Origin of the sequence: Haladaptatus paucihalophilus DX253, assembly GCF_000376445.1 — an archaeon.
Lineage (GTDB): Archaea > Halobacteriota > Halobacteria > Halobacteriales > Haladaptataceae > Haladaptatus > Haladaptatus paucihalophilus.
Genome location: NZ_AQXI01000001.1, coordinates 2,101,531 through 2,125,290, shown reverse-complemented (window position 1 = coordinate 2,125,290; position 23,760 = coordinate 2,101,531). Strand labels below are relative to the sequence as shown.

21 protein-coding genes and 1 tRNA gene are annotated in these 23,760 nt (G+C 62.7%); 12 read left to right on the top strand and 10 right to left on the bottom strand.

The annotated features are described in order from the left end of the window. Positions 1-52: 52 nt before the first annotated feature. Complete coding sequence (gene pheT, locus B208_RS0111870; RefSeq protein ID WP_007982305.1) at positions 53-1,867, bottom strand: phenylalanine--tRNA ligase subunit beta; 1,815 nt, start codon at positions 1,865-1,867, stop codon at positions 53-55. After that, positions 1,867-3,375: a phenylalanine--tRNA ligase subunit alpha gene (gene pheS, locus B208_RS0111865; RefSeq protein ID WP_007982304.1), complete on the bottom strand. Its 1,509-nt coding sequence runs from the start codon at positions 3,373-3,375 to the stop codon at positions 1,867-1,869. Before pheS ends, pheT begins: the two co-directional genes overlap by 1 nt. A gap of 350 nt (positions 3,376-3,725) precedes the next feature. On the opposite strand from pheS, the gene B208_RS0111860 reads away from it, so the two are divergent. Continuing rightward, positions 3,726-4,361 carry a class I SAM-dependent methyltransferase gene (locus B208_RS0111860; protein ID WP_007982301.1) on the top strand — a complete coding sequence of 212 codons (636 nt, stop codon included), beginning with the start codon at positions 3,726-3,728 and terminating at the stop codon, positions 4,359-4,361. A gap of 31 nt (positions 4,362-4,392) precedes the next feature. Here B208_RS0111860 and B208_RS0111855 read toward each other — a convergent pair whose 3' ends face one another. The 4 genes from B208_RS0111855 to B208_RS0111840 all read right to left on the bottom strand — a co-directional run bounded on the left by B208_RS0111855 (position 4,393) and on the right by B208_RS0111840 (position 8,156). Beyond that, positions 4,393-4,632, bottom strand: coding sequence for a hypothetical protein (locus B208_RS0111855; protein ID WP_018128890.1), 240 nt, complete (start codon positions 4,630-4,632; stop codon positions 4,393-4,395). Positions 4,633-4,696: 64 nt separating this feature from the next. After that, positions 4,697-6,259: a tryptophan--tRNA ligase gene (locus B208_RS0111850; RefSeq protein WP_007982296.1), complete on the bottom strand. Its 1,563-nt coding sequence runs from the start codon at positions 6,257-6,259 to the stop codon at positions 4,697-4,699. Beyond that, positions 6,256-7,287 (bottom strand): tRNA-intron lyase, encoded by a 1,032-nt coding sequence (gene endA, locus B208_RS0111845; protein WP_007982294.1) that lies wholly within the window; start codon positions 7,285-7,287, stop codon positions 6,256-6,258. Before endA ends, B208_RS0111850 begins: the two co-directional genes overlap by 4 nt. Before the next feature lie 119 nt (positions 7,288-7,406). Then, positions 7,407-8,156: a topoisomerase DNA-binding C4 zinc finger domain-containing protein gene (locus B208_RS0111840; RefSeq protein ID WP_007982292.1), complete on the bottom strand. Its 750-nt coding sequence runs from the start codon at positions 8,154-8,156 to the stop codon at positions 7,407-7,409. 81 nt (positions 8,157-8,237) lie between these two features. Between B208_RS0111840 and B208_RS0111835 the strand changes: the two genes are divergently transcribed. Further along, on the top strand, positions 8,238-8,900 hold the full coding sequence (locus tag B208_RS0111835) for an HAD family hydrolase (protein WP_007982291.1): 663 nt from the start codon (positions 8,238-8,240) through the stop codon (positions 8,898-8,900). Here the strand turns inward: B208_RS0111835 and B208_RS0111830 are convergent. Beyond that, positions 8,869-11,211 (bottom strand): DEAD/DEAH box helicase, encoded by a 2,343-nt coding sequence (locus B208_RS0111830; RefSeq protein WP_007982289.1) that lies wholly within the window; start codon positions 11,209-11,211, stop codon positions 8,869-8,871. The genes B208_RS0111835 and B208_RS0111830 overlap by 32 nt on opposite strands. Positions 11,212-11,519: 308 nt before the next feature. Between B208_RS0111830 and B208_RS0111825 the strand changes: the two genes are divergently transcribed. The 5 genes from B208_RS0111825 (at position 11,520) to B208_RS0111805 (ending at position 14,034) form a co-directional block, all read left to right on the top strand. Continuing rightward, positions 11,520-11,900 (top strand): hypothetical protein, encoded by a 381-nt coding sequence (locus B208_RS0111825; RefSeq protein WP_007982286.1) that lies wholly within the window; start codon positions 11,520-11,522, stop codon positions 11,898-11,900. A 157-nt stretch (positions 11,901-12,057) separates the two neighbouring features. Beyond that, positions 12,058-13,269, top strand: a complete 1,212-nt coding sequence (gene ilvA, locus B208_RS0111820; protein WP_007982284.1) for a threonine ammonia-lyase — start codon at positions 12,058-12,060, stop codon at positions 13,267-13,269. Positions 13,270-13,338: 69 nt separating this feature from the next. Next, positions 13,339-13,719, top strand: a complete 381-nt coding sequence (locus tag B208_RS0111815) for a Rid family detoxifying hydrolase (RefSeq protein ID WP_007982282.1) — start codon at positions 13,339-13,341, stop codon at positions 13,717-13,719. 2 nt (positions 13,720-13,721) lie between these two features. Beyond that, positions 13,722-13,910 carry a hypothetical protein gene (locus B208_RS0111810; RefSeq protein WP_007982281.1) on the top strand — a complete coding sequence of 63 codons (189 nt, stop codon included), beginning with the start codon at positions 13,722-13,724 and terminating at the stop codon, positions 13,908-13,910. 42 nt (positions 13,911-13,952) lie between these two features. Continuing rightward, a tRNA-Ser gene (locus B208_RS0111805) sits at positions 13,953-14,034 on the top strand. A gap of 333 nt (positions 14,035-14,367) precedes the next feature. On the opposite strand, the gene B208_RS0111800 is transcribed toward B208_RS0111805, so the two are convergent. The 3 genes from B208_RS0111800 to B208_RS0111790 are packed head-to-tail and all read right to left on the bottom strand — an operon-like array spanning position 14,368 to position 17,968. Continuing rightward, complete coding sequence (locus B208_RS0111800; RefSeq protein ID WP_007982280.1) at positions 14,368-15,744, bottom strand: ABC transporter ATP-binding protein; 1,377 nt, start codon at positions 15,742-15,744, stop codon at positions 14,368-14,370. After that, positions 15,741-16,766, bottom strand: coding sequence for an ABC transporter ATP-binding protein (locus B208_RS0111795; protein WP_007982279.1), 1,026 nt, complete (start codon positions 16,764-16,766; stop codon positions 15,741-15,743). Before B208_RS0111795 ends, B208_RS0111800 begins: the two co-directional genes overlap by 4 nt. Then, complete coding sequence (locus B208_RS0111790) at positions 16,763-17,968, bottom strand: ABC transporter permease (RefSeq protein ID WP_007982278.1); 1,206 nt, start codon at positions 17,966-17,968, stop codon at positions 16,763-16,765. The genes B208_RS0111795 and B208_RS0111790 overlap by 4 nt, the downstream gene beginning before the upstream one ends. A 310-nt stretch (positions 17,969-18,278) precedes the next feature. Here B208_RS0111790 and B208_RS0111780 point away from each other — a divergent pair, with 310 nt between their 5' ends. The 5 genes from B208_RS0111780 (at position 18,279) to B208_RS0111760 (ending at position 23,453) form a co-directional block, all read left to right on the top strand. After that, positions 18,279-19,235 carry an ABC transporter permease gene (locus B208_RS0111780; RefSeq protein WP_007982277.1) on the top strand — a complete coding sequence of 319 codons (957 nt, stop codon included), beginning with the start codon at positions 18,279-18,281 and terminating at the stop codon, positions 19,233-19,235. A 53-nt stretch (positions 19,236-19,288) separates the two neighbouring features. Continuing rightward, positions 19,289-19,906, top strand: coding sequence for a CAP domain-containing protein (locus B208_RS0111775; RefSeq protein ID WP_007982276.1), 618 nt, complete (start codon positions 19,289-19,291; stop codon positions 19,904-19,906). Between the two features lie 73 nt (positions 19,907-19,979). Beyond that, positions 19,980-20,540, top strand: a complete 561-nt coding sequence (locus tag B208_RS0111770; RefSeq protein WP_018128888.1) for a DUF7344 domain-containing protein — start codon at positions 19,980-19,982, stop codon at positions 20,538-20,540. Positions 20,541-20,857: 317 nt separating this feature from the next. Beyond that, positions 20,858-22,513: a thermosome subunit beta gene (gene thsB / locus B208_RS0111765; RefSeq protein WP_049805640.1), complete on the top strand. Its 1,656-nt coding sequence runs from the start codon at positions 20,858-20,860 to the stop codon at positions 22,511-22,513. A gap of 295 nt (positions 22,514-22,808) precedes the next feature. Beyond that, the gene (locus B208_RS0111760; protein ID WP_007982270.1) at positions 22,809-23,453 is read left to right on the top strand and encodes a hypothetical protein; all 645 of its coding nucleotides are present in this window, start codon (positions 22,809-22,811) and stop codon (positions 23,451-23,453) included. Positions 23,454-23,760 lie beyond the last annotated feature (307 nt).

Here is a 23,760-nt window from a genome sequence, read left to right as displayed (position 1 = left end):
TTTAGGCGTTGTTCGACTGTGGGACGTGCCCGCGAACGACGAACGTTCGCGGTTACTCCAGCGCGTCTAACCGGAATTCGAATCCCGTTACGGGGACTTCCAAGTCGTGTTCCACGAGCACTTCGGGGTGAATTTCACCGATGACGCCGACAGTCTCGCCGTCGATGACCACGGACGCCGCACGCCCGGTGATGAACGTCGGGTGCTCCGTCGGCGGCGTTTCGAGGCCGACGTCGAAGTTCCGCGCGACGGCTTGCAGACGGGCCTTCGCGTCCTCGTAGGAGGCGTCGTGACGGGCGAGGACGCCAGCGACCGTTCGGTGTTCTGCGACACCGGTGTTCTCGCTCTCGTCCACTCGCGCGGCCAGACCGATTTCCGTGAGGTCCTGCGGGTAGGTGCGGTGGGTGTTGTTCTCCAGCACCATCATGAGCGAGGGGAGCGCCCACGTTCGGAGCATGGTGTAATCCTCGCTGTACGGGTTCTTGATGGCCGCCGGGGTGCCGCCGCCAACCACGTCGGTCTCGGGTTCCACGCGCATCCGCTCGTAGTTCTCCTCCTCGCTGATCATGTGGAAGTTGAGCAGGTCCTCGAAGCCGAGGCCGACGAGGACTTCGCGGGCAGCGTCTTCGAGTTGCGAGCGCTCGTGTCTCCCGCCGACCGTCCCCACGTCGGGATAGCGCGGCGAGAGGTCGTTGAAGCCGTAGGCGCGACCGATGTCGTCCACGATGTCCACGGGATGAAGCACGTCCACGCGGTAGGGCGGAATTTCGACCTCGTATGTGACGGTTCCGTCCTCCGTTTCCTCAGCATCGCCGGACAGGCCGGAGCGCGCCAGCAGTTCCACCACTTCGTCTGGGGTGAACTCGATGCCGAGCAGCGTCTCGATTCGGTCGTGCGTGACGTCCTTCGTCGTTACCTCGAAGTCCGGTCGCACCAGCGTCCGGTCGTCGTACTCGACCGCGACTTCCTCGATGGTTCCGCCGCGGGCGTCGAGCGCGTAGCAGATGATGGCACACATCTTGTCGATGGTCCACTGGTCCGTGCCGGTGAGTTCGATGAACAGGTCGCGCGACTCCGTTTCGACCTCGGTCCGGCGGCCGTTGATGACCGGCGGGAACGAGAACAGACCGATGTCGTCGTAGATGGCCGGATACCGGTCGTACTCGGACACGAGGTCGGCGTACTTCTCGCCGGTCGGGTGTGCGCGAAGGACTTCCTCGGGCGTCATCTCGGCATCCGAATCGAGCGGGACGAACCGATCTCCATCGGGGTCAACGCCGACGTACCGGATGGAGTTACTCCCGTCTTCGGAGGCTGGCTGGCTCGCGGCTTCGCCGGAAGCACGTCGCGCTTCCGAGCCCTCGGTCGCTTCGCTCCCGGAGACGCCGCTCGCCCGTTCCGATGCGCTCCGCGCATCGCGTCCTTTCAGCATCGTCAAATCGTGAATCCCGATGGCACCTTTTGCGCGTTTGCGGCCCATCGTCGCGTGGAGCTTCTCCTGCAGTTGGATGAGCGAGTCGAGCGCCTCCTCGTTCAGGTTCACGCCGCGGACGATGGCACCCGTGACGTAGGGGCGCTCGTCGGGGACGCTCTCGTCCACTTCGATGGTCCAATCGGGGTCGTTCGTCTTCGGCACGTAGACGCCGGTGTCGTCGCCGTACTGGTAGCGAAGCGACCGAGCCACGCCTTCGATGGAGAGGCGGTCCAGACGGTCCGGAGCGAACTCCAACTGCATGTCGCCGTCCTCGGTTTCGCCTTCGAACTCCAACCCGAGGCCGAACATATCTTCCTTCAGTTCGTCGTCGCTCTTCTCGTCGTGGCCGGTCAGTTGGCGCAGTTCGTCGGGGTTGACATCGACAGTTGGCATCAGTGAATCACCTCCACGTTGCGGAGCAGTTCGAGGTCACACAGCGTTCCGTGCACGTCGCGGATGTCCTCGAAGCCGTACATCAACATTAGCAGGCGTTCGAGGGCGAGGCCCCACGCCATCACGTCGCACTCGACGCCGAGGGGTTCGAGCACCTCGGGACGGAACATCCCGCTGTTGCCGATTTCGATGAGTTCGCCCGTCTCCGGGTGATTGCCGAACAGCTCGAAGCTCGGCTCCGTGTACGGGTTGTAGTGCGGCTTGAACTGGATGTCCGTGATGCCGAACTGGGCGTAGAACTCCTCGAACGTGCCCATCAGGTCGCGGACCGAGAGGTCCTCGGCCATCACCCAGCCCTCGATTTGGAAGAACTCCAGCAGGTGGGTCGGGTCGAGGGTGTCGTTACGGTACACCTTCTCGACGCTGAAGAAGCGCTGTGGCGGTTCCAACTCGCCCTGCGCGTAGCCCGAGAGGTAGCGCATCGAGAGCGACGTGGTGTGGCCGCGGAGCGCGATGGCCCGCGCGAAGTCCTCGTCCCACGGCGAGTGATAGCCCTCGCCGTGGTCGCCCACGCCTTCGAGGTGCGCGCTGTGAACGCGGTCCACCAAGTCCTCCGGCAGGTCCCCGATTTCGGTCGGGTTCGACAGCGCGAAGCGGTCCCAGTGGGTCCGCGCCGGGTGGTCTTGGGGCATGAACAGACAGTCGTTTATCCAAAAGTCCGCGTCCGCGTGCGGGCCGTCCATCTCCTCGAAGCCCATCCCGACGAGCACGTCCTTCACGCGGTTCGCCGTCTGGCGGAGGATGTGAACCTTCCCGCCGTCCATCCGCTCCGCGTCGGCCGCGACGTTGTACTCCGCGAACTCGACGTCGCGCCACTCGCCGCTGGTGAGCATCTCCGGCGTCAACTGACCGACCGTCTCTGCCGCCTCGATACCCTCCATCATCGCCGTCACGCCGTCGTCGGTCAGCGTCGCCGAGCGAACCGTCGATTCGGAGCGCTCGACGAGGCCGCGACTCTCCAGCTGGTCGAGAACGTCGGCGTCGGCCACCGATTCACCGGCCGCGAGCGCGGCGAGCGCACTCGCTTCCGCATCATCGTCGGAGTCGGCGTCCGGGTCGGCCGTGATTTCGCCGCTGTCGATGGTCCCGTAGCCCTTCCGGGCGTAGTTCGAGAGTGCGATGTTGACCTGCGGTCCGCCGAGACCGGACGCGCCGATGGCTTGCCCCATCTGAATCGGCGCGTCGCCCGCACCGGCGTCGATGGCCGCCTCGTACAGTTCGATTTCGGGAAGGCCGCCCTCGGCGTACTCCTCTCCTTCCTCGGTCAGCGAGACGGACTCCTCTGTTCGTTCGGTCACCGACAGCAGGTCCTCGTCTTCGAGTTCGAAGACCGCACCCGTCACCGTCTCCGGTTTCAGGCCGGTCGCTTTGGCGAGGTCCGCTATCGTTCGTTCGTCGGTTGCGCTCGCGGCTTCCAACACCGCGACCTGTGATTCTGGTAGTTTCATGTACACTCGGTAGTCGTTGGTCGTATCTCCCGTTGCGTCGGTTTAGCCCTTCTGAAGCCAGTCGGGCCGCCGCGGCCGGTTTCGTCCTCTCACCGCGAGAGGAGTCCACCGGTCGCTCAGGCCGCGACGAAAAAGTCGAATCCCGTCGGTGGTCGGTGGTCAACGGCGACACAGCCACGATGGGATTCGGATGGCATGGGTAAAGGGTCGCACAGAATCGACAAAAACGTTGCGAACGGACGGATACCCGACTCGGAGAGGTCGATGCGCAACACGGGACACGACACGTGACTCGGGGACGGTGTGGACGATTCGGAGGAGTTTATTCCGTGCCCCGCCATGGGAACTCCATGATGGACTGGGAGCGGTTCTACGACAGGGCGAACTACGACCGCTGTGCCTACATCGGCGGCGAGCGGATGGCCGACCTCGTGGAGCGGTTTTTCGAGCGTGAGGGAACGCCCGAGGAGTTCGCATCCGTCGGCTGTGGCCCCGGGGTTGTCCCGTTCCTCCTCGCCGAGCGCCACCCTGACATCGAGGTGTTCGGCTTCGACATCTCCGAGACGGTGGTTCGGGACAACGCGGAAAAAGCGACCGAGGAGAAACTCGACAACCTCCACTTCGCCGTCGATTCACTGCCCGACCTCGACACCGACCGACGGTTCGACGTGGTGTACAGCGTCGCCACGCTCTACTTCGTCGAGGAGCCGCGGCGGGCTATCGAGAGCCTCTACTCGCACGTCAGTGAGGGCGGCCATCTCATCCTGAACTACCCGAACGAGGAGAGCAGGAAGACGTTCGACAGGGAGTTCGAGGGCAGAAAGCGCGAATCGTTCGAACTCGTGTTGAGCGGCGCGAACGTCATCAGCGAGGAGGTCGTTCGGGAAGTGACGGGTGTGGACACTCGGAACTACTGGAAACTGGTCGATGCCGAAGCGGAGGGGTTCGTGGACGCCGCCACGCCGTGTGTCGTCGTCGAGAAGTGACTGGACGAGGATGTACTGACGCGTTCCGGTTTCACCCACCGAGAGGTGGAGACCGGGAGGACGAACCGCGCTGATAGGCCATCAGAAGGAGCCCGATTCCGACCAGTGTGAGGAGGATGCCGGGAATCAGAAAGATGATGTTCGGACCGCACTGGCTCTGGACGCCGGTACCGACGGTACACATCTCGTTTCTGAATCCGTACCAAATCGAGAGGCCACCACCGACGACGCCGAACGCGCCGAGTCCTAACAGCAAACGGAGGCGATTCATCTAGTACTACCTTTAAAGCCGTCCGCAAAGCGCTTTTCGAAGTACGAGTGCGAACCGGTTCGAGCTACCGGCGCGAGGACCCCAATTCGATGTCGAGACCGTCCAACAGTTCTTCCGCCTCCTCGCGCTTCTCTTGGTGGTCCTCCAAGAACTCGCGCATCAACTGGGCGGCCTGTTCCTTGCAGTCGCCACAGAGTCGCTCACCGCCGACGCACTCGTCGTACACCCGCTTCGTGAACTCGTCGTCGTCACCCGCGAGCAGGTAGGCGTACAGTTCGTACACCGGACATTCGTCGGCCTTCCCGCCCAACTCGCGCTGTTTTTCCGCCGTCTCGCGCCCGCCCGTCGTCGCGGATTTCACCTTGTCGTAGCCGTCCTCGGGGTCGTCCATCAGACTGATGTGGCTCGCCGGAATCGACGAGGACATCTTGCCGCCCGTCAGCCCGGTCATGAACCGGTGGTAGATGGACGAGGGCATGATGAACCCGTAGCCGCCGTTGTCCATCTCCACCTCGCGGGCCAACGCTTTCGCGTCCTCGCGCGAGTAATCGAACACGTCGATGTGCTCGTCGAAGACCCGCTTTTCGCCTTCGATGGCGTCGATGAGGGAGTCGTAGGCTTCCTCGGTCGCGTTGCGGTCGAGGAACCGGACGCGGGGACGAAGCGGTTCCATCCCGGCGTTTTCGAGCTTCGAAATCGTCGTCTCGACGGCCGGAACGTCGGAGTCGCCGTGTTCGGCCAACCACGCCGCCGCGTCCTCACAGCGGGGCATATCCGGGTCGTCCGCGTACTCCTTGCGCGCTTCGTACGCCGCCGCGACGTGCGACAGTTCCTCCTCGTCGGCCTCGAAACTCGCGTAGGCCTTCGTCACGCCGAAGTACCGCATCCGAACCGCCAAGTCGCGCGCCAGCCTGACGTGCGGGTCTTGGTCGGGGCCGACGGGGATGACGGTCGGTTTCGGCTCGGAGAGTTGCGGGTAGAGGATGTCGGCCATCTGCGTGACGACGCTCTGGACGTGCGAGACGTTGGTTTCGCCGTCGAAGCCGTAGATGGACTGGAACTCCGAGAAGTTCGCCTTCGACCCGAGTTCGAACGCCAAATCCTGCAGTTCGCGGTTCTCTGACTGGCGATACAGCGTCCCCTCCTCGGGGTCGAATCCGAGCGCGATGAGCGACAGGAGATAGTCGCGCGCGTGCTCGTCGATTTCCTCCCACGATAGGCCGCGGGCGCTGTGAGCTTCGAGGTCGGCGATGAGGCCGTAGGTGTCCCCGCCCTGCTGTTGGTGCCAGATGAGTTCGTCGAACACCAGTTTGTGCCCGATGTGCGGATCGCCGGTCGGCATGAACCCGGACAGCGCGGCGAACGGTTCGTCGTTCCGCATGGCTTCAGCGACGCGGCGGTAACCACGGTCGCCGAAGATGACGCTCCGGCGCATCAGGTAGTGCGGGTTCGGAACGTCGGGGAGCACGTCGTCGAACTCCTCGATGCCGAACTCTTCGAACAGTTTGCGGTAATCGGAGACCGTCGCCGACCCCCACGGGTCGAGGACAACATCGTCCTCTCCCGTCGCGGTGCCGCCGTCAGGGACGGGTTCCCTTCCCGTCTCGGATGAATCGTCTCGTGTCATGGTGTAAGTCGTGTCACCGACAGCCAAGTGTCTATTCGTTCGTTGTCGGTGACGAGTGCAAAAACCATCCGTTTTCGAACCCCGTGAGCCAATCGAACGTCCAGCGCGAGGTCGCGGGGAGAAAACTCGTGGCCGTCCCGGAGCACCCGAATCAGGAACTCGGAGTGGCCGAGGTTCTCCACGGACTCCACGTCGGCGTAGGTTCGAAAGTCGGCACCGAACTTGAAGCCGGTTTTCGGAACGACGCCCCGGTCTCGGAGGGTTCGGTACACCAGCAACCGCCGGTCGAACCGGTCACCCTCGACCTCCTCGCCGCGCTCGACGATTTTCTCGTAGCCACCGTCAACCGACAGGTTTCCCTCCGCGACGAGGTGTGCGGCCTCGACGAGCGACAACTGCAGGATACCGGTCGCGTCGCGGCCGCCCATCTGCTGGCCGTAAAACGACTTCCCGTGGAGTTCGTCCGGGGGATTCCACAGCAACACGCGGTCGGCGATGAGCGACCCCGACAGGTCGGTCGGGACGTCGTGGTCAGTCGTTCCCCGAACGTCCACGCGGTCGGTCTCGAAGTAGGTTATCTCGCTCTCTTCGTCCACGATTGCGAGGACGGTATCGCCCAACTCCGAGACGGGGACCGTCTCGCGCTCGCTTGCGACGCGAATCCGATACAGCACCTCGTCGTCCCACGGGCCGCTTCCGCGGGGATAGACGACGAAATCCGAATCGGTCCGAGCGTCCGACACCCAGCCCTCCCGGTCGGGCGAGAGGTAAAACCCGCGTTCCCGGAGGTCGGCGTAGACGAGAAATCGAGACGCGAACCCGTTGCCCGTCGATTCCTGTAGAAACGCTCGAAAGTCGTTGCCGTCCACCGAATCGAGGTCGCCACGGAGCAACAGGTGAGCGGCCTCGACGCGCGAGAAGGCCACCTCGTTGCCACCGAGCGGGCGACCGTAGCCACGCGAATCGTAGTACCGCTGGCGGGCGTCGCCGCCGACGTGTACCTCGTCGTCGCGTAGGGTTCCATCCATACCTCTTCTGTAGCGTGGGGCATCAAAGGCACTGCGACTTTTCCACGGCCGAGGACTCGCCACTCCCGGGAAACACCGGTGCCGGTCGTGATTTCGCTCGGTCACGCTCGACCGGGGACTCACTTCCCGGACCGCGATTTTTGGAACTCCTCGCAGTTCGTGTTCAGACATCGGCGTCCGGTCCGGGTTCGAAAGACGGGAAGGCCACAGTCGCACGAATCCACGATTCGGCCGTTCGGAACGCCGAAACCGGTGTCACAGTCGGGATAGCGGTCGCATCCGGCGATGATACCGCCGCGGCGTAAAATCCGCATGTCCGCTCCGCATTCGGGACAGTCCCATTCCCTGTCGAACCGCTCCCGAACGGCCTCCAACACCGTCCCGCAGTCGCGGTCGATGCAGAGTTCGAATTCCGCACCTTGTTCGACGCGCATGGTCGGCAGACCACAATCGCACGTGTCGTCGTCCACGCTGGCGTGGCGCGGAATCGGGTACTCCCGGCGACAACCGAGACAGGAGACCGTCCCGTTCGCCCGCGTGAGCGTACCGTCGCAGTGCGGGCACGTCCCGACCGGAATCCCGGCCACGGACCCCGGGTAGCGGGAAATGCCGTGACAGGCGTGACAATCGACGCGGACGCGGCGGTCGTCAGTCGCCGCGACGAGGGTGAACGAATCGCCGTCGAGCGAGGCGTGGGCCGTTTCGGCACGGGTGAGCCACTCGACCGGTTGGTAGCCGTCCACGTCGTGGACGAGCAGGGTGTCGTCGGGTTTCAACAGGGCGACCATCTCGCCGCGCCGCCGTTCTTTGGTGTCGCCGTCCGTGGTGATGGTGCAGTCCCCGGCGAACACGCGAATCGTGTCGGTCATGGCCCGGGTTGGTCTCGGGTTCGGATTTAAAGGTTCGGGCGAAGGGTTTTGAGGGAAACGGGAGAACAGAGGAAGATAGAAATGCAGGGATCCAACGCTGTGTTGTTCGACATGGACGGCGTTATCGTGAACTCCGAGGACTTCTGGGTGGAACTCGAAGAGGAGACCATCTTCCCGGAGGTCGGCGTGGAGGACATCGGAGACAACGAGATAACGGGGATGAACTACCGCGAAATCTACGACTATCTGGACGCGGAGTACGGAACGGACGTGACGAAAGAGGAGTTCGTCGCCCTTTACAACGAAATCGCGGAGGATCTCTACGGCGAGCACGTCTCGCTGATGGACGGGTTCCACGACCTGCTCGACGGCCTGCGTGAGGACGGCGTGGAGGTTGCCCTCGTGTCGTCGTCGCCGCACGACTGGATAGAAATCGTCATCGACCGCTTCGACTTGGAGTTCGAGGAGGTCGTCAGCGCGGACGACATCGACGCGCCGGGAAAGCCGGAACCCGCCATCTACGAGTACGCGGCCGGACTGCTCGACTATCGAGCGGACGAGTGTGCGGCGGTCGAGGACTCGGAACACGGCGTCGAATCGGCGGCTCGGGCGGGGACGTACTGCGTCGGCTACCCGAACGGCGCGAAGGACCTCGACCTCTCGATGGCGAACGTGGTGGTCTCCTCGCCCGCGGAGTTGCGTGAGGAACTGCTCACTCGACCCGCACGGACCGAGCGTCAGTAAATGGAAGAAGGGGGACGTCGGGGAACGCGACGCGGACGGTGAACTCCATCTCGTCGTCGGTACCGCCGAAGACGCCGACGGGGACGGTCGTTTCCCCGTCGAGGTAGGTCGATTTCGTCGTCATCTCGACCCCGTTGACGGTCACGTCCATCGCGGCCTGCTCGCCGTCGCCGTGATTTCGCACGGTGACTTCGCGCATGTCGTTTTCACCGCGACCGATTCGGGTCGGGAACGACCCCCACTCGACTTCCACGTCGGGGAGTTTCCGCGCGCTCGCTTCGACCTGTTCTGCGACGCCTTCCGAGAGGCCCGCAGCGACCAGTCCATCGACGCCCGCCTCGCACACGTCGGCGGGGGTTTCGAGGCCCTCCGTCGCCAGTTTGCTGGCTCGCCCCGCACCAACGCCGTCGATTGCGGTGAGGCCGACCGAACGCTCGCCGACGCCGTTCTCCACGCGGGCCTCGATTCTGGTGACGAGGTTCGCGGCGAACGGCCTGTCGAGGCGCTTCAGGAACGCCCGGAGCGCCGCGAACAACCGGACCGCGTTCTGCTGGATGACCCACGCGTCGCTTCTGAGGTCGCCCGGCGTCGAACCCGTCATGCTGGAGCGGAGGATGGCGAGTACCTTCCGCCCGCCCGCTTCGAGGTCGCCCGAATCCTGCCCGACGAGGACGGAGTTGATGGCGTCGCGCTCTGACTGGCGGGAACTCACGCTGTCGAACTCTGCCGCACCGGCGACCGTCTCGAGGATTTTCGACGCGTCTATCTCCTCGGTTTCCGCGAGACGGCGGAACCGTTCCGCCGTATCGAGGTCAAGGTAGAACTTCGAGGCGAGCACGGCGAGCGCCGTCCCCTCGATTTTGAGGTCGTCACCTCGCTCGACGAAGCCGCGCGAGACGAGGCGCTGAAGGGTGTTTCTGACGCGTTCGCGGTGGTTCTCGAAATCGTACTCGTCGGGTTTGCTCTGGGCGCGGACGTAGTAGAACGTCGTCCTGAGCCACGACATCACGTCGTCCAAGTCCGATATGGTCCCCATGGCGATTTCGGCGTTGAGGTGCGAGTCCAAGTCCTCCGCCAGTCTGGATTCTATCTCCTTCCCGTCGCGCAGGAGCTTCCGGTATTTGTCCGCATCTTTGAAGTCACAGACGACCCACCCGTAGCCCACGTCGTCGTAGCCGGGACGGCCCGCCCGGCCGAGCATCTGGAGCACGTCGAGCGGACTCATGTCCACCTCGCCTTCGAGCGGGTCGTGCAGTTTGGTGTCGCGCAAGACGACGCACCGGGCGGGGAGATTGACGCCCCACGCGAGCGTCGAGGTGGAAAAGAGGAGCTGAATCTTCCCCTGCTTGAACCACTCCTCGACCCTATCGCGGTCGTTCTTCGCCAGTCCGGCGTGATGGAAGGCCACCCCGTCGAGCACGGAGTTCCGCAGGGTTTCGTTGCGCAGTTCCTGCGTTTCGGTGTGGAAATCGTAGTCGCCGCGAGCGCCGATGGGGATGTCGCGCTCGGCGATTTCGTCGCAGGCCTTCTTCGCGGCCTGTACGGTGTCCTGTCGGGAGGCGACGAAGACGAGCGCCTGCCCGTCCTCGCGGATGTGCGGCTCCGCGAGGTCGAGGGCACGGTAGAGTCGCCGGTACTTGTCCGCGAAGGAATTGTCCCCGTGGGTGTACGTCTTCACGTCCGCGTGCAAATCGACGGGACGGTAGTCGTCCCCGAACTCGAAGGTGGTCTCCGGCGGCGCGTCGAGCCAATCGGCCACGTCGCTCACGTTCGGCATCGTCGCGGACAGCGCGACGACGCGGGGGTCACAGAGGCGGCGAAGGCGCGAAATGGTGACTTCGAGGACGGCACCGCGCTTTTCCGAATCGAGCAAGTGCACCTCGTCGATGACACAGCAGTCGATGTCGGTGATGAACGAATAGCGGGCCGAATCGTGTTTCCGGGTCGCCGAGTCGGTCTTCTCGGGCGTCATCACGAGGATGTCGGCGCGCTCGGCGCGCCGCGGATTCAAATCGCGCTCGCCCGTGACGACGTAGACGGAGTAGCCGAGGTCCTCGAACCGCTCCCAGTCGCTTTCCTTCTCGTTCGTCAGCGCCCGGAGCGGGGCGATGAACAGCGCGGTTCCGTCGTCGCGCAGCGCCTTGCAGATGGCGAGTTCCGCGAGCGCCGTCTTTCCGCTCGCCGTCGGCGCGCTAGCGACGACGTTCTCGTCGCTTTCGAGCAGCGCAGGAAGCATCTCGCGTTGCATCCGGTTGAACTCCTCGAAGGCGAACGCCTCCGCGAACTGTGGAACCGCCTCGGAGACCTGCATCGTTTCGTAGGGGGAGTGGGGAACAGAAAGGCGTTTCTGTACCGGTTCGATGAGTTCGGTGGACGTAGCGGGTCGGATACGACCGCCGAAATCCGAATCGGTGTATCTCAAATGGTTCTTTGAGTCATGACAAGATAGTTTCATGGGCGGTGCTGACACTCCCTATGAGACGACGGACCGTTTGTGCGTCGGTTGGCGGGGTAGTAGCTCTTCTCTCCGATTACAGGGGTCTCCTCACCGAATTCGGAAACGGTACATCACTCAGTACCGGCAGAATCGAGGAGACCGAATTCGAGGCCGAGACTCACATGGAACCACTGTTCACGTGCTGGCAGGACGGCGTCACCGTTTCTCGAATCGGCGCAAAAAACCAAATCCGGATTGCCGGGCAAATCGAAAGCGGGGGACGGAGTTGTATGGAGACGGTGCTGGAGACGGTCGGAATCGACGAAGATACCGACACGCTCCTCGTCGTCGTCGCCGACAGACAACAGCAAGGAGCAAGCAGTTGTACGCTGGAGGAAGCACTCGTCAGGTACGATGCGACGATGACGTTGAAAGATGCCGTTCCGAACCGAGTTCGGGTCCGACATCGGAGTGAGCTCGGACGGGGTGGGAGTCACGACCAGTTCGACGAAACAGTCGTCTTCGAGACCGGAGAGGGGGAAACGAGAACCGTTTCCTGTTGATCGACGGCAAATCGAATCGATTTCCGACCGACTCCCCAGCGAGTAACCGTGAGCGCCACAGATATTCACTCAAAATCGGTCTCTCTTCTTCCAACCGTCACCGAATTCCCGGATTCGGTTCCCAAACGATAAAGCGTCGCAAAAACTACCGACAACCATGCTAGAGCTCGAAGACGTGCTGGCGGCGCGGGACCGGGTAGCCGAGACGTCCCGCCACACACCGCTCGACTATTCTCACACGTTTACTCGAATGACCGGGGCGGAGGTCCACATGAAACTGGAGACCTTCCAGCGAACGGGGTCGTTCAAGATTCGCGGCGCGACCAACCGCATCATGACGCTCTCGGAGGCAGAAAAGGACGCGGGCGTCGTCACGGCCAGCGCGGGCAACCACGCACAGGGCGTCGCGCTGGCGGCCACTCGGAGCGGGGTCGATTCCAAAATCGTCATGCCGAAACACGCGCCGATTTCGAAGGTCCGCGCGACGGAGAACTACGGCGCGGAGGCGGTGCTCCACGGCGAGGACTACGACGAGGCCGCCGAGCACGCCCACGAAATCGAGGAGATTGAGGGTCGAACCTACGTCCACGCCTTCGACGACGAGAAGGTGATGGCGGGGCAGGGGACCATCGGACTGGAGATCATGGACGACCTTCCCGAGGTGGAAACCGTCGTCGTTCCCATCGGCGGCGGCGGCCTCATCAGCGGCATCGCAACCGCCGTCAAGGGTCGAAACCCGGACGTTCGCGTCGTCGGCGTGCAGGCGGACGGCGCGTCCAGCGTCGCCGACTCGCTCCAGAAGGGGTCGGTCCAGACCCTCGACAGCGTGGACACCATCGCGGACGGCATCGCCACCCGGAGCGTCGGCCAGCAGACATTCGACGTCATCGACTCGCGCGTGGACGAGGTGGTCACCGTCTCGGATTCGGAAATCGCGGTGGCGCTCGCCTACCTGCTCGAACGGGGCAAGACGCTCGTGGAAGGAGCGGGTGCGACGTCGCTCGCCGCAATCCTCGAAGGCGCGTTCGACTACGAGGACGGGGAGGTCGTCGTTCCCGTCCTCAGCGGCGGCAACATCGACATGAACCTCCTCACGACGGTCATCGTGCGCGGGCTGGTCGAAACCGGCCGCTACGTGAAGCTCAAAACCGTCCTCAAGGACCGACCGGGGTCGCTCCGAACGCTCCTCGACGTCATCGCCGACGCGCAGGCCAACATCTACGCCATCCAGCACGACCGCACCTCGCGCGATATCGGCATGAACGCGACGGAGGTCGAACTCGACCTCGAAACCCGCGGGCCGGAACACGTCGAGGCACTCCTCGACTCGCTCCGCGAAAACGGGTTCGACGTGGAAGTCCTCGTCTGACTTGCAGGTCGTTCGATTTTTCGCACCCTTTTGACGTAGGTTTAAGTTATAGGAACCGAAGACACCGACATGAAGCGAACTATCAGCACGCAGGACGCCCCGGAAGCAGTGGGAGCGTACAGCCAAGCGACGACGAACGGAGACATCCTCTTCACCGCGGGACAGATTCCGATGACACCCGACGGCGAACTCCTCGACGACGAGGAAATCGCTGTCCAGACGCGCCAGAGTCTGGAGAACGTCAAGGGCATCCTCGAAGAGGAGGGCCTGACCATGCAGGACGTGCTGAAGGTGACGGTGTTCATGGACGACATCGAGGACTTCGACGAGATGAACGAGTCGTATCAGGAGTACTTCCAGGACAACCCACCGGCGCGGAGCGCGGTGGAGGTCGCCAACCTGCCCAAGGGCGTGGGCGTCGAAATCGAGGCCATCGCCAGCACCGAGTAACCGTGAATCCCCGCGTCAAGACGAGTCTGCTGTGGGGCGCAATCGGCGTCCTCTCGTTTCTCGTCCTCCTGCAAGGCTACGAGCTAATCAGCGGCTATCGATATTCGATAGCGGTCAAGGCAGGGGCGACGCTCGTCGTCGCGGTCGGCGCGCCGGTCCTCAGTTACGTCGGCGAAGGGGTACTCAACTAGAACAGAAGGGTTTAAAAGCAACACCGGGTAACGAATTGGTAGGCCGGGATGGCCGAATGGCAAAGCGCACGCCTGGAAAGCGTGTTCCCTTATGGGATTCTGGGTTCAAATCCCAGTCCCGGCGTATTTCTCCGCGAAGCAAATCCGTAAGCACCGCGTAGCGTGTGCTTACGTCGACTGGAGCGAGAAATCGCTGAGGGATTTGAGCAGACGAGTCGCATGCCCGGAAAGCGAACGAAGTGAGTGACCCGGAACGTCTCGGCGAGCTCAAATCCCAGTCCCGGCGTTTTCGAGTGAACTAACCGATGAGCACCCGCTCTGCGGTGCTCATCGAAGCGGCGAACAAGAAAACGTTATACTGGATTCGAGCAGCCCGGACACGGCCCGCGCAGCCGAACGAATGTGAGGCGAGCAGGAATGTCCGGGCGAGCTCAAATCCCAGTCCCGGGGTTCGGTATCAGTCAACCGACGCCCACTCCCACTCCTCGTCCGGTTCCGCCACCGAATCGTGGAGGTGGCACGCCGCCGGATGTCCGGCACCGGTCGCCCGTTCCTCGGGAGCCCTCCGTTCGCAAATCGTCGAGAACTCCACCCGAAGTCGTTCGTCCGCATCTTCGATGGTCCCCGAAACGACGTCCGAGAGGGCGGCCGACAGCGCCGATTCGGCGTCAGCGTCGGTCAACTCGTCGGGAATGTCGTACTCCTCGCGGAGCGCGGAGCGGAGGTGGGTATCGGTTACTGCCCCTTCGCTCTCGGCGGCACCACGTGCGACTGCAAGTTTTCGAAGCGCGTCGAGGTTCACGTCCTCGTCCGCGACCGCGACGCGGAGGTCCATGACGGACCGCCACTCGTCCTGCTCGAAGTCGTACCGCTCGGGGGGGATGACCGCCGGGCAGCGCGGATGGAACCGACACCCCGTCGGCGGCGAGGCGGCGTCGGGAACGTCGCCGCGGAGGGGAACACGGTCGGTTGCCGCATCCGGGTCCGGCGTCGGAATCGCCGAGACGAGGGCTCGCGTGTAGGGGTGTTGCGGGTCGCGGAACAGGTCTTCGGTCGGACCGCGTTCGACGATTTCGCCGAGATACATCACCGCCACGCGGTCACAGATTTCGCGGACGACACCCATGTCGTGGCTGATGAGGAGCAACGAGAGGTCGAACTTCGACTGCAAATCCGAGAGCAGGGACAGAATCTCGGCCTGCACCGACACGTCCAGCGCCGAGACGGGTTCGTCCAAGACGAGCAAGTCGGGGTTCAGAATCAACGCCCGCGCCAACGCCGCACGCTGTTTTTGCCCACCGGAGAGTTCGTGCGGGTAACGGTCGAACTCCTCCGCCGATAGGCCGACGCGACCGAGCAAGTCCTCGGTTATCGTCCGGCGCTGGTCGGCGTCGGTCATGCCGTGAATAGAGAGGGGTTCCGCGACCGACTCGCCGATTGTCATCCGCGGGTCGAACGTCGTCGTCGGGTCCTGAAACACCATTTGAGCGCGGCGGCGGAACGCCTTGGTTTCGGTGCGGTCGAACGTACCGATGTCGTCGCCGTCGAACACGACCGTTCCGTCGGTCGGGACTTCGAGCGACAGCAGCGTCGTCGCGGCGGTCGATTTCCCGCTCCCCGACTCGCCGATGAGTCCGACCGTCTCGCCGGGGAACACGTCGAAGGAGATGCCGTCCACCGCGCGGATTCGGCCCGTCTCCTTTCGGGTGATTCCCTCCGTGACCGGATACTGCTTTTTCAGGTCGCGGACCGAGAGGAGCGCGGAATGGTACTCCTCGTGCGGGTCGGCCGTCGCGTCCGTTCCGGTCGGGTCGTTCGCTTCATTCGCTTTCATTGCCGTTCCTCCGGTATCGGTTCGGGATCGGCGCCGAGGACGACCGACGAATCGCGGTCCTCGCGGTAGAAGATACACGACGCGTGTTGGGAATCCGTCACGCCCTGCAACGGCGGTTGTCCGCTCCGCTCGCAATCGTCGGTCGCGTGCGGACACCGCGGATGGAACCGGCACCCCGACGGCGGCGATACCGGGTCGGCCATCGACCCGCCGATGGGTTGTAAACTCGCGCCGCGACCGGGGAGACACGCGAGCAACGCTTGCGTGTACGGATGGGCGGGATGGTCGAAGATGTCGTGAACGCTCCCTCGTTCCATCACCTTCCCGGCGTACAGCACGACCACGCGGTCGGCGATTTGGGCGACGACGCCGAGGTCGTGGGTGACGAACAGAATCGCCATGTCGCGCTCGTCCTGTAAGTCCGCGAGCAACTCCAGAATCTGAGCCTCGATGGTCACGTCGAGCGCCGTCGTCGGCTCGTCCGCGATGAGCAGGTCGGGTTCGCCCGCCAGCGCCATGGCGATGACGACGCGCTGGCGCATCCCGCCCGAGAACTCGTGGGGATAGTCGTCCGCCCGAACCTCGGCCTTCGGAATCCCGACGCGGTCGAGGAGTTCAACTGCGCGGCGACGGGCCGCGCTCTTGCTCACGTCCCGATGGTAGCGGACGGATTCGGCGACTTGACGTCCGACGCTGTACACCGGGTCGAGCGCGTTCTGTGGGTTTTGAAAGACGTACGCGATGCGGTCGCCTCGAATCTCGCGGAGTTCGCTCGACGAGCAGTCGCGGACGTCCTCGCCGTCGAAGACGATTCGACCGTCCGTGATTTCGCCCGGCGGCGTCGGAATTAGCCGCGTTATCGACTCGCAGGCGACGGTCTTCCCGGAGCCGCTTTCGCCGACGAGACAGACCGTCTCCCCGCGGTTCACGTCGAACGAAACGCCGTCGACCGCCTTGACGGTCCCGCGGGACGTTTCGAACGTCGTCCGGAGTCCCGACACGGAAAGCAACGGGTCGGTCACAGTCCCTCCCTCGTTCTGGGGTCGAGAATCTCGCGGAGCGCGTCGCCCAAAAAGCTGAACGAGGCGACGGTGAGGACGATGAGGACCACCGGGATCACCTCCGCCCACCAGAGGAACGTCGGGTGGAAGTCGTTGTGGAACGCGGCGTAGATGAGATAGCCCCACGAGTTCTGCCCGTCACCGTGGAGTTTGAAGTAGCCGAGCATCGCCTCGATGAGGACGAGGGTCGGAATCTGGAGCGTCACGGAGACGAGGACGGTGCTCGATACGTTCGGAAGGAGGTGGTCGCGGATGACCCGGAGGTGGCCGCTTCCCGCACCTTTCGCGGCGCGGACGAACCCGAGTTCGGTCTTCTGGAGCGCCTCGCTCCGAACGAGCCGGGCGGTGCTTCCCCAACTGAGCAACCCGAACACGGCGATCATGAGCAGGATGCTCCCGCCGTAGAGGGCTTGGAGGAGGAGAAAGACGAACAGCGGCGGGATGGCCTGTTGGAGGTCCACGTAGCGCATCAGCACTTCGTCCACCCTGCCGCCGAAGTAGGCCGCGACGGTTCCGACGGCGGTCGCGAGCGGCGCGATGAGCGTCGCGCTGATGAGGGTCACTTCGAGCGCGACGCGCATGCCTTGGAGGATTTCTATCAGCAGGTCTTCCCCGCTTCCGGTCGTTCCGAGGGGGTGAATCAGACTTCCGTGACACGCGTTGTTCGCCAACTGGCCGACACAGCGCGTGATGCCGATGCCGTAGAACGGGACGGTGAACCCGAACGGGGGCTGGTACGGTGTGATATCGTATCGGAACCCGTCCGCGGCCACGATGGCGTCCCGAAGGGGAGAGAGGAACATCGGCGCGACGAGTCCGGTAACGAAGAAGAAGACGAGATAGCCGAGACTGGCGACGGCGACCGGATTCGCTTTGAGTTGCTCCCAGCGACGGCGAGTTAGTTCCCGATTTTGGGCGAGCGGGACGAGAACGTAACAGAAGAAGATTGCGAGCGAAAGCGTGAATATCCAATCCAGCGGGGTCGGGTTCCACTCGAAAACGAGGGGTTCGGTGTCGGGAAAGAAGAAGAGGTCGTAGAGAAACCCGAGAGCGACCGCGAGCGCGACGAGCGAAAACGCTACCGTTCGTCGCGCTATCGACCGCGAGTCGGTCGTGTACTCGCTCCATTCTATCGTATCGAACGTGTCGTTTCGTGTAGCCATGGGCGGTCGAATCCTTCTCTCGTATCCCGTGACGGCGGGAGTCTCACCCGCGGACGAGACAATTCAATGACAGACTAACGCTAACAATGCAACAGGGGTATAAAAAATATGGCCATCGGTAGGCGGGCCGTCCGTCGGGGTGCCCGATTCGACATCGGCGAGAGGTCTGTAACACAAGAAACATTTATTCGGGAGGGACGAATTGTGGGCATCAATAGCATGGGGACGAGTTCACTGCCGACTCGACGCGGGACGGCACCGATAACGCCGGTCGAGGACGAGGAACCGCGAGCGGACGGGGTGCCGTAGCGTGCGTCGATACATCGCCAAACGGGCGCTCTGGACGATATTCGCGGCGTACCTCCTCCTCTCATCCATTTTTCTCGTGTACGCGTACGCGCCGGACCCGAACCAGAGAACCGCGGGGCTCTTAGCGGGGATGGGTGGCGGGTCGGTGGAGAAGGCCGAACACGCCTACGGTGCGGCGAGGAACTACGACCAACCGATACTCGACCGGTACGTGAAGTGGATCGTCGCGTACACGACGTTCGACTGGGGGACGAACATCGGGGGCACGCCGGTAACGAATCTGTTAGCCGACGCGGTTCCGCTCACGCTCGTCTATCTGATTCCCGCCGTCGTGTTGTCCACCATCCTCGGAACGTACATCGGCCTGTACTCGGCGGTGCATCAGCACGGCTACGTGGACCGCCTCGTCACCGCCGTCACGTACCCGGGATTGGGGATGCCGGGCTTTTGGCTGGCGAGTTGGTCGTCGCTCATCGTCCTCGAACGGGTGAGCATTCAGGCGTCGTACTTCGACGGTCGATACGGACTCTGGACGTCCCAGAACCTCCCGTTCATGCTGCTCCCGATATTCGTCGTCACGGTAAACTTGCTCACCGTGCAGATTCGGTACGCGCGGTCCACGTCGCTCGAATACGTTCCCTCCGAGTTCGTGAAGACGCTCCGGGCGAACGGTGCGAGCGCGCGGGACGTCGCACGGCACGTGCTCCGGAACGCCGCGCTACCGCTCGTCTCGCTGTTCTTCACCGAGACCCTCACCATGCTGTTCATCACGCTCCTCGTCGTGGAGATGGTGTTCGGCATCCCCGGGTTCGGGTCGCTCGCGTTCCAAGCCATCAAGAGCCGCGATGCGGGTCTGATTCTGGCGACGACGATGATACCCATCCTCATCGGACTGGTCGGTAACTTCGTACAGGACGTGGCCTACGTGCTCGTGGACCCGCGGGTCAACTACGAGTAGTTCAAGGGACACCGCCCGGACATTCATCTTCGCCGGGGTCGAAAGGCAGACGAATGCGCTCGCTCGTTCCCGTCGCCCTCGTCCTCCTGACAGTGCTGTTTTTCGGGTCGTACTTCGCGGGCTATCACGTTCCCGGCGAACGGACGCTGGATTCTGCACAAGGCGCACGAGTCATCGACGTGCCACACGACCGGCCGGGACGGCTCACGAACCCGAACACGACGCGGTTCCGTCGCTGGGTCGAGTTCTACGTTCACGTCGCGGTAAACGAGGAGCGGACGAAACACGGACTCGACCCGCTCGAATTCGACGCCGCGTTGCGCGACATCGCGCGAAATCACAGCGCCGATATGGGACGGAAAGGGTATTTCGAACACGTCTCACCGACGGGTGTCGACCCCGGCGACCGCTATCGCCGAGAGGATTACCACTGTCTTCGCGGTGCGGGGGAAAACATCGCGTACACGTACTTCGATTTACGAGTACGAACCGATACCGGAGACGTCGTTCGGTATCGAACCGCGAGAGCGTTGGCTCGCGGACTCGTGACGCAGTGGATGCATTCGCCCGAACACCGAAAAAACATCCTTTCGAAACACTGGGAACGAGAGGGAATCGGCATCACCTACACCGAGAGCGGACGTGTATACGCAACGGAGAACTTCTGCTGAATCCGGGCAAAATATTAAATAGCTTGAGACACCTCTCGAAAACAAACATTCGCGGTCGACGGGTCGACATCTAATGAGTAAACGAGCCGACGGGATGGAGAAGACGCCGCTGTCCAGAGACATTATATTTCAGATACTTAGTAATCGACGCCGACGATACGCGATTCACTACTTACGACGGAACGAAGGACCGGTCGAAATCGGCGAGCTCGCGACGCAAATCGCGGCGTGGGAAAACGACGTCACCGTCGAGGAAGTGACCTCACAACAACGCAAGCGGGTGTACAACACGCTGCAACAAGCCCATCTTCCGAAACTCGACGAAACGGGGTTCATCGATTACGATGCGGCACACGGCGACGTCACGCTGACGGAACAGGCGGAACCGCTGAACACGTATCTCGAAATAATCCCCGACAACAACCTCCCGTGGTCCGAGTACTATTTCGTGTTGGGCTGTATCAGTCTCACACTGCTGACCGGAGCGTGGTTCGACGCCGGACCGCTCGGCCTGGTCCCGGACATCGGGTGGGCGGTCGGACTCGCTGCACTGGTGACCGTCTCCGGGGCGACACACATGTACTACTATCGAAACCTCAGGCTCGGCCACACGGAAGTGCCGGAAGACGAGTAATCCGCGACGAGCCACGACGAGGGAAACGGGGAGGATAAGAAACGGAACGAAGCACTCGCCAGCGAATGCGTCGAGCGAGGAAAGGAGGAAGAAAAGTGGCAACGTTCGAGCGAGGAGCCACCGAGCATCAGAGCATATAAATAGAAGTTTGAGACGAGTGTCGAAGAAAAAGAGACGTGTTAACCACCGACACGGATTTCCGCATTTCCGGCCGCCTTACAGTGGTTTCCAACGCTGACAAGATATCGAATACCGTATCCTAACGAACGCCTGGATAAAGATTTATATAGAAGCACAAACATAGTCGCTCTTGTACTATGAGTCAGCGCATGCAAGGTCAGCCGATGATCGTAATGTCCGAAGATTCCCAGCGAGTCAAGGACAAGGACGCGCAGGAACACAACATCACCGCGGCGCGAGCGGTTGCGGACGCGGTACGCTCCACACTCGGCCCGAAAGGGATGGACAAGATGCTCGTCGATTCGATGGGCGACGTCACCATCACGAACGACGGCGTGACCATCCTCAAGGAGATGGACATCGACAACCCGACGGCCGAGATGATCATCGAAGTCGCCGAAACCCAAGAGGACGAAGCGGGTGACGGCACGACGACGGCCGTCGCGGTCACGGGTGAACTCCTCAAGAACGCACAGGACCTCCTCGAACAGGACATCCACCCGACGGCGGTCATCAAAGGGTTCCACCTGGCGAGCGAGAAGGCCCGCGAGGAAGTCGACAACATCGCCGACGAAGTGGATACCGACGACGAGGAACTCCTCCGCAAAGTCGCCGAAACCAGCATGACCGGCAAAGGGGCCGAACTCAACAAGGAAGTCCTGAGCCAGATTATCGTGGACGCCGTGCAGGCGGTCACCGTCGAGGGCACCGTCGACCTCGAATACGTCAACATCGAGACGCAGACCGGCCGCTCCGCGGGCGAGTCCGAACTGCTCGAAGGCGGCGTCATCGACAAGGACCCCGTTCACGACAACATGCCGACCTCGGTCGAGGACGCGAAGGTTCTCCTCCTCAACGAAGCCGTCGAAGTCGAGGAGACCGACGTCGACACCGAAATCTCCATCAACGACCCCGACCAGCTCAAGAACTTCCTCGACCGCGAGGAAGCCCAGCTGAAGGAGAAGGTCGAGCAGATCAAGGACACCGGCGCGAACGTCGTCTTCTGCCAGAAGGGCATCGACGACCTCGCACAGCACTACCTCGCCAAGGAAGGCATCCTCGCCGTCCGCCGCACGAAGAAGAGCGACATCAAGTTCCTCCGCGAGATTCTCAACACGACCATCGTCTCGGACCTCGACAGCGCGAGTGAAGACGACGTGGCGGAAGGAAGCGTCACCCGCGACGAGAGCGACGAGCTGTTCTACGTCAGCGGCGGCGACGACGCACACGGCGTCACGCTCCTCCTCCGCGGCTCCACGGACCACGTGGTTGACGAACTCGAACGCGGCATCACGGACGCGCTCGACGTCGTGGCCCAGACCGTCAGCGACGGCCGAATCGTCTCCGGCGGCGGTGCCATCGAGGTCGAACTCGCCTCCCGACTCCGCGACTACTCCGACAGCGTCGAAGGCCGCGAACAGCTGGCCGTCGAGGCGTTCGCCGACTCGCTCGAACTCGTCCCGCGCGTCCTCGCCGAGAACGCCGGACTGGACTCCATCGACACGCTCGTTGACCTCCGCGCAGCCCACGAGGACGGCGACAAGCGCGCTGGCCTGAACGTCTTCAGCAGCGACGTCGAAGACACGTTCGAGGCGGGCATCGTCGAACCCGCACACGCCAAAGAGCAGGCGCTCTCCAGCGCCACCGAGGCCGCGAACCTCGTCCTCAAAATCGACGACATCATCTCCGCCGGCGACCTCTCCACCGACAAGGGTGGCGACGAAGGCGCTGGCGGCGCACCCGGCGGCATGGGTGGCATGGGCGGCATGGGCGGTATGGGCGGCGCAATGTAAATTTCGACGAAAGGAGAAATTTCATTGCACGGCCGAGGTTGCCTCGGCCAAGGCTATGTAAGCGAGGTTTCGAAGAAACCTCGAATGTCGAACGGGCGAAGCCCGTGAGACGGAAATCGGTCAACGGCCGATTTCCGCCCAACCGCACCCGAAGTATCGTCTATCGAACTCGAACCGATTTTTTGAACTCGTACCGGATAGCGGTGCGTTTCCGGTACATTCGCTAGTTCTAACAGGTCGTTTCGAGAATCGTGCCAGAATTGCTATTTTCACGCCGCAGAGATTCGAAAGTACCGTGTCCACCCCGAAAGACAACGCGGACGAGAACGATGTACAATCACGAAAGTTCGGTCGTCGCCGCCTCCTCACGGCCGGTGCCGGAGTCGCCGTGACCGCAGTCGAAGTTCCTTCCCTCAGCAGTACCGCAGTCGCCCACTTCCCGCAGAAACTCGACATCGACGTGAAACCGGATAGCGAATCGAACGAAATCGACCTCGACAGCCGCGGCGTCGTCCCCGTCGCCGTCCGCCAAACCGATGCGTTCGACCCGACCGGCGAGGCAGTTCGGTATCGATTCGGCGCTCCGGACGCCGTCGCCGACGGCGGCGGAGCGTGCCTGATTCACGACGGGCACGTCGAAGACGTCGATGGAGATGGCAGCGACGAATTGGTTCTGCACTTTTCCGTCGCGGATGTCGAATTCGACGCCGACGAGACGGAGGCCGAACTCCGCTGGGAGCGGGACGAGTCCGGCGAACACGGGTTTTCCGGCCGGGATTCCGTGCAAATCGTGGGTCGTGGCGACGAGCACAGTGGAGAAGACGACCCGATGGACGGAAGCGGGAACGGAAGTGAGCACGATAGCGGAGGCGAACACGAACAGGGCGGCGACGGGCAACACCAGCACGGAAGCATGGAGAAGGACGGAGATAGGTGCTGACGGGGGTCGTTCCCGGAGGAACCCACATCTGTTCGTATCGGGTTTCGGCCGTCTTTCGTCGGCCTCGTCCGAGAAATGACCGTTAATCGGATTTGAACCGATTTCTTGGACACAAGTCGATGAGTGATACCTTTGCCGGATACGACTGCCAACAGCGGTTCGAGAGTGGATATCAATTCAACCGTCGTAAAGGATAATTTTCTGCATGTTTCGTAGTGACATATATCCAAAATCGCCGTACTCGACGGTGGAAGCGGCCCGAAATCGGTAAGAGATGGAACTAAGTGGGAACCGCGTATCCCTCAAA

Excerpts from the sequence above, each read along its gene's own strand:
- pheT (WP_007982305.1), bottom strand. The coding sequence starts at position 1,867 with ATGCCAACTGTCGATGTCAACCCCGACGAACTGCGCCAACTGACCGGC.
- pheS (WP_007982304.1), bottom strand. The coding sequence starts at position 3,375 with ATGAAACTACCAGAATCACAGGTCGCGGTGTTGGAAGCCGCGAGCGCA.
- B208_RS0111860 (WP_007982301.1), top strand. The coding sequence starts at position 3,726 with ATGATGGACTGGGAGCGGTTCTACGACAGGGCGAACTACGACCGCTGT.
- B208_RS0111855 (WP_018128890.1), bottom strand. The coding sequence starts at position 4,632 with ATGAATCGCCTCCGTTTGCTGTTAGGACTCGGCGCGTTCGGCGTCGTC.
- B208_RS0111850 (WP_007982296.1), bottom strand. The coding sequence starts at position 6,259 with ATGACACGAGACGATTCATCCGAGACGGGAAGGGAACCCGTCCCTGAC.
- endA (WP_007982294.1), bottom strand. The coding sequence starts at position 7,287 with ATGGATGGAACCCTACGCGACGACGAGGTACACGTCGGCGGCGACGCC.
- B208_RS0111840 (WP_007982292.1), bottom strand. The coding sequence starts at position 8,156 with ATGACCGACACGATTCGCGTGTTCGCCGGGGACTGCACCATCACCACG.
- B208_RS0111835 (WP_007982291.1), top strand. The coding sequence starts at position 8,238 with ATGCAGGGATCCAACGCTGTGTTGTTCGACATGGACGGCGTTATCGTG.
- B208_RS0111830 (WP_007982289.1), bottom strand. The coding sequence starts at position 11,211 with ATGCAGGTCTCCGAGGCGGTTCCACAGTTCGCGGAGGCGTTCGCCTTC.
- B208_RS0111825 (WP_007982286.1), top strand. The coding sequence starts at position 11,520 with ATGGAACCACTGTTCACGTGCTGGCAGGACGGCGTCACCGTTTCTCGA.
- ilvA (WP_007982284.1), top strand. The coding sequence starts at position 12,058 with ATGCTAGAGCTCGAAGACGTGCTGGCGGCGCGGGACCGGGTAGCCGAG.
- B208_RS0111815 (WP_007982282.1), top strand. The coding sequence starts at position 13,339 with ATGAAGCGAACTATCAGCACGCAGGACGCCCCGGAAGCAGTGGGAGCG.
- B208_RS0111800 (WP_007982280.1), bottom strand. The coding sequence starts at position 15,744 with ATGAAAGCGAATGAAGCGAACGACCCGACCGGAACGGACGCGACGGCC.
- B208_RS0111790 (WP_007982278.1), bottom strand. The coding sequence starts at position 17,968 with ATGGCTACACGAAACGACACGTTCGATACGATAGAATGGAGCGAGTAC.
- B208_RS0111775 (WP_007982276.1), top strand. The coding sequence starts at position 19,289 with ATGCGCTCGCTCGTTCCCGTCGCCCTCGTCCTCCTGACAGTGCTGTTT.
- B208_RS0111770 (WP_018128888.1), top strand. The coding sequence starts at position 19,980 with ATGAGTAAACGAGCCGACGGGATGGAGAAGACGCCGCTGTCCAGAGAC.
- thsB (WP_049805640.1), top strand. The coding sequence starts at position 20,858 with ATGAGTCAGCGCATGCAAGGTCAGCCGATGATCGTAATGTCCGAAGAT.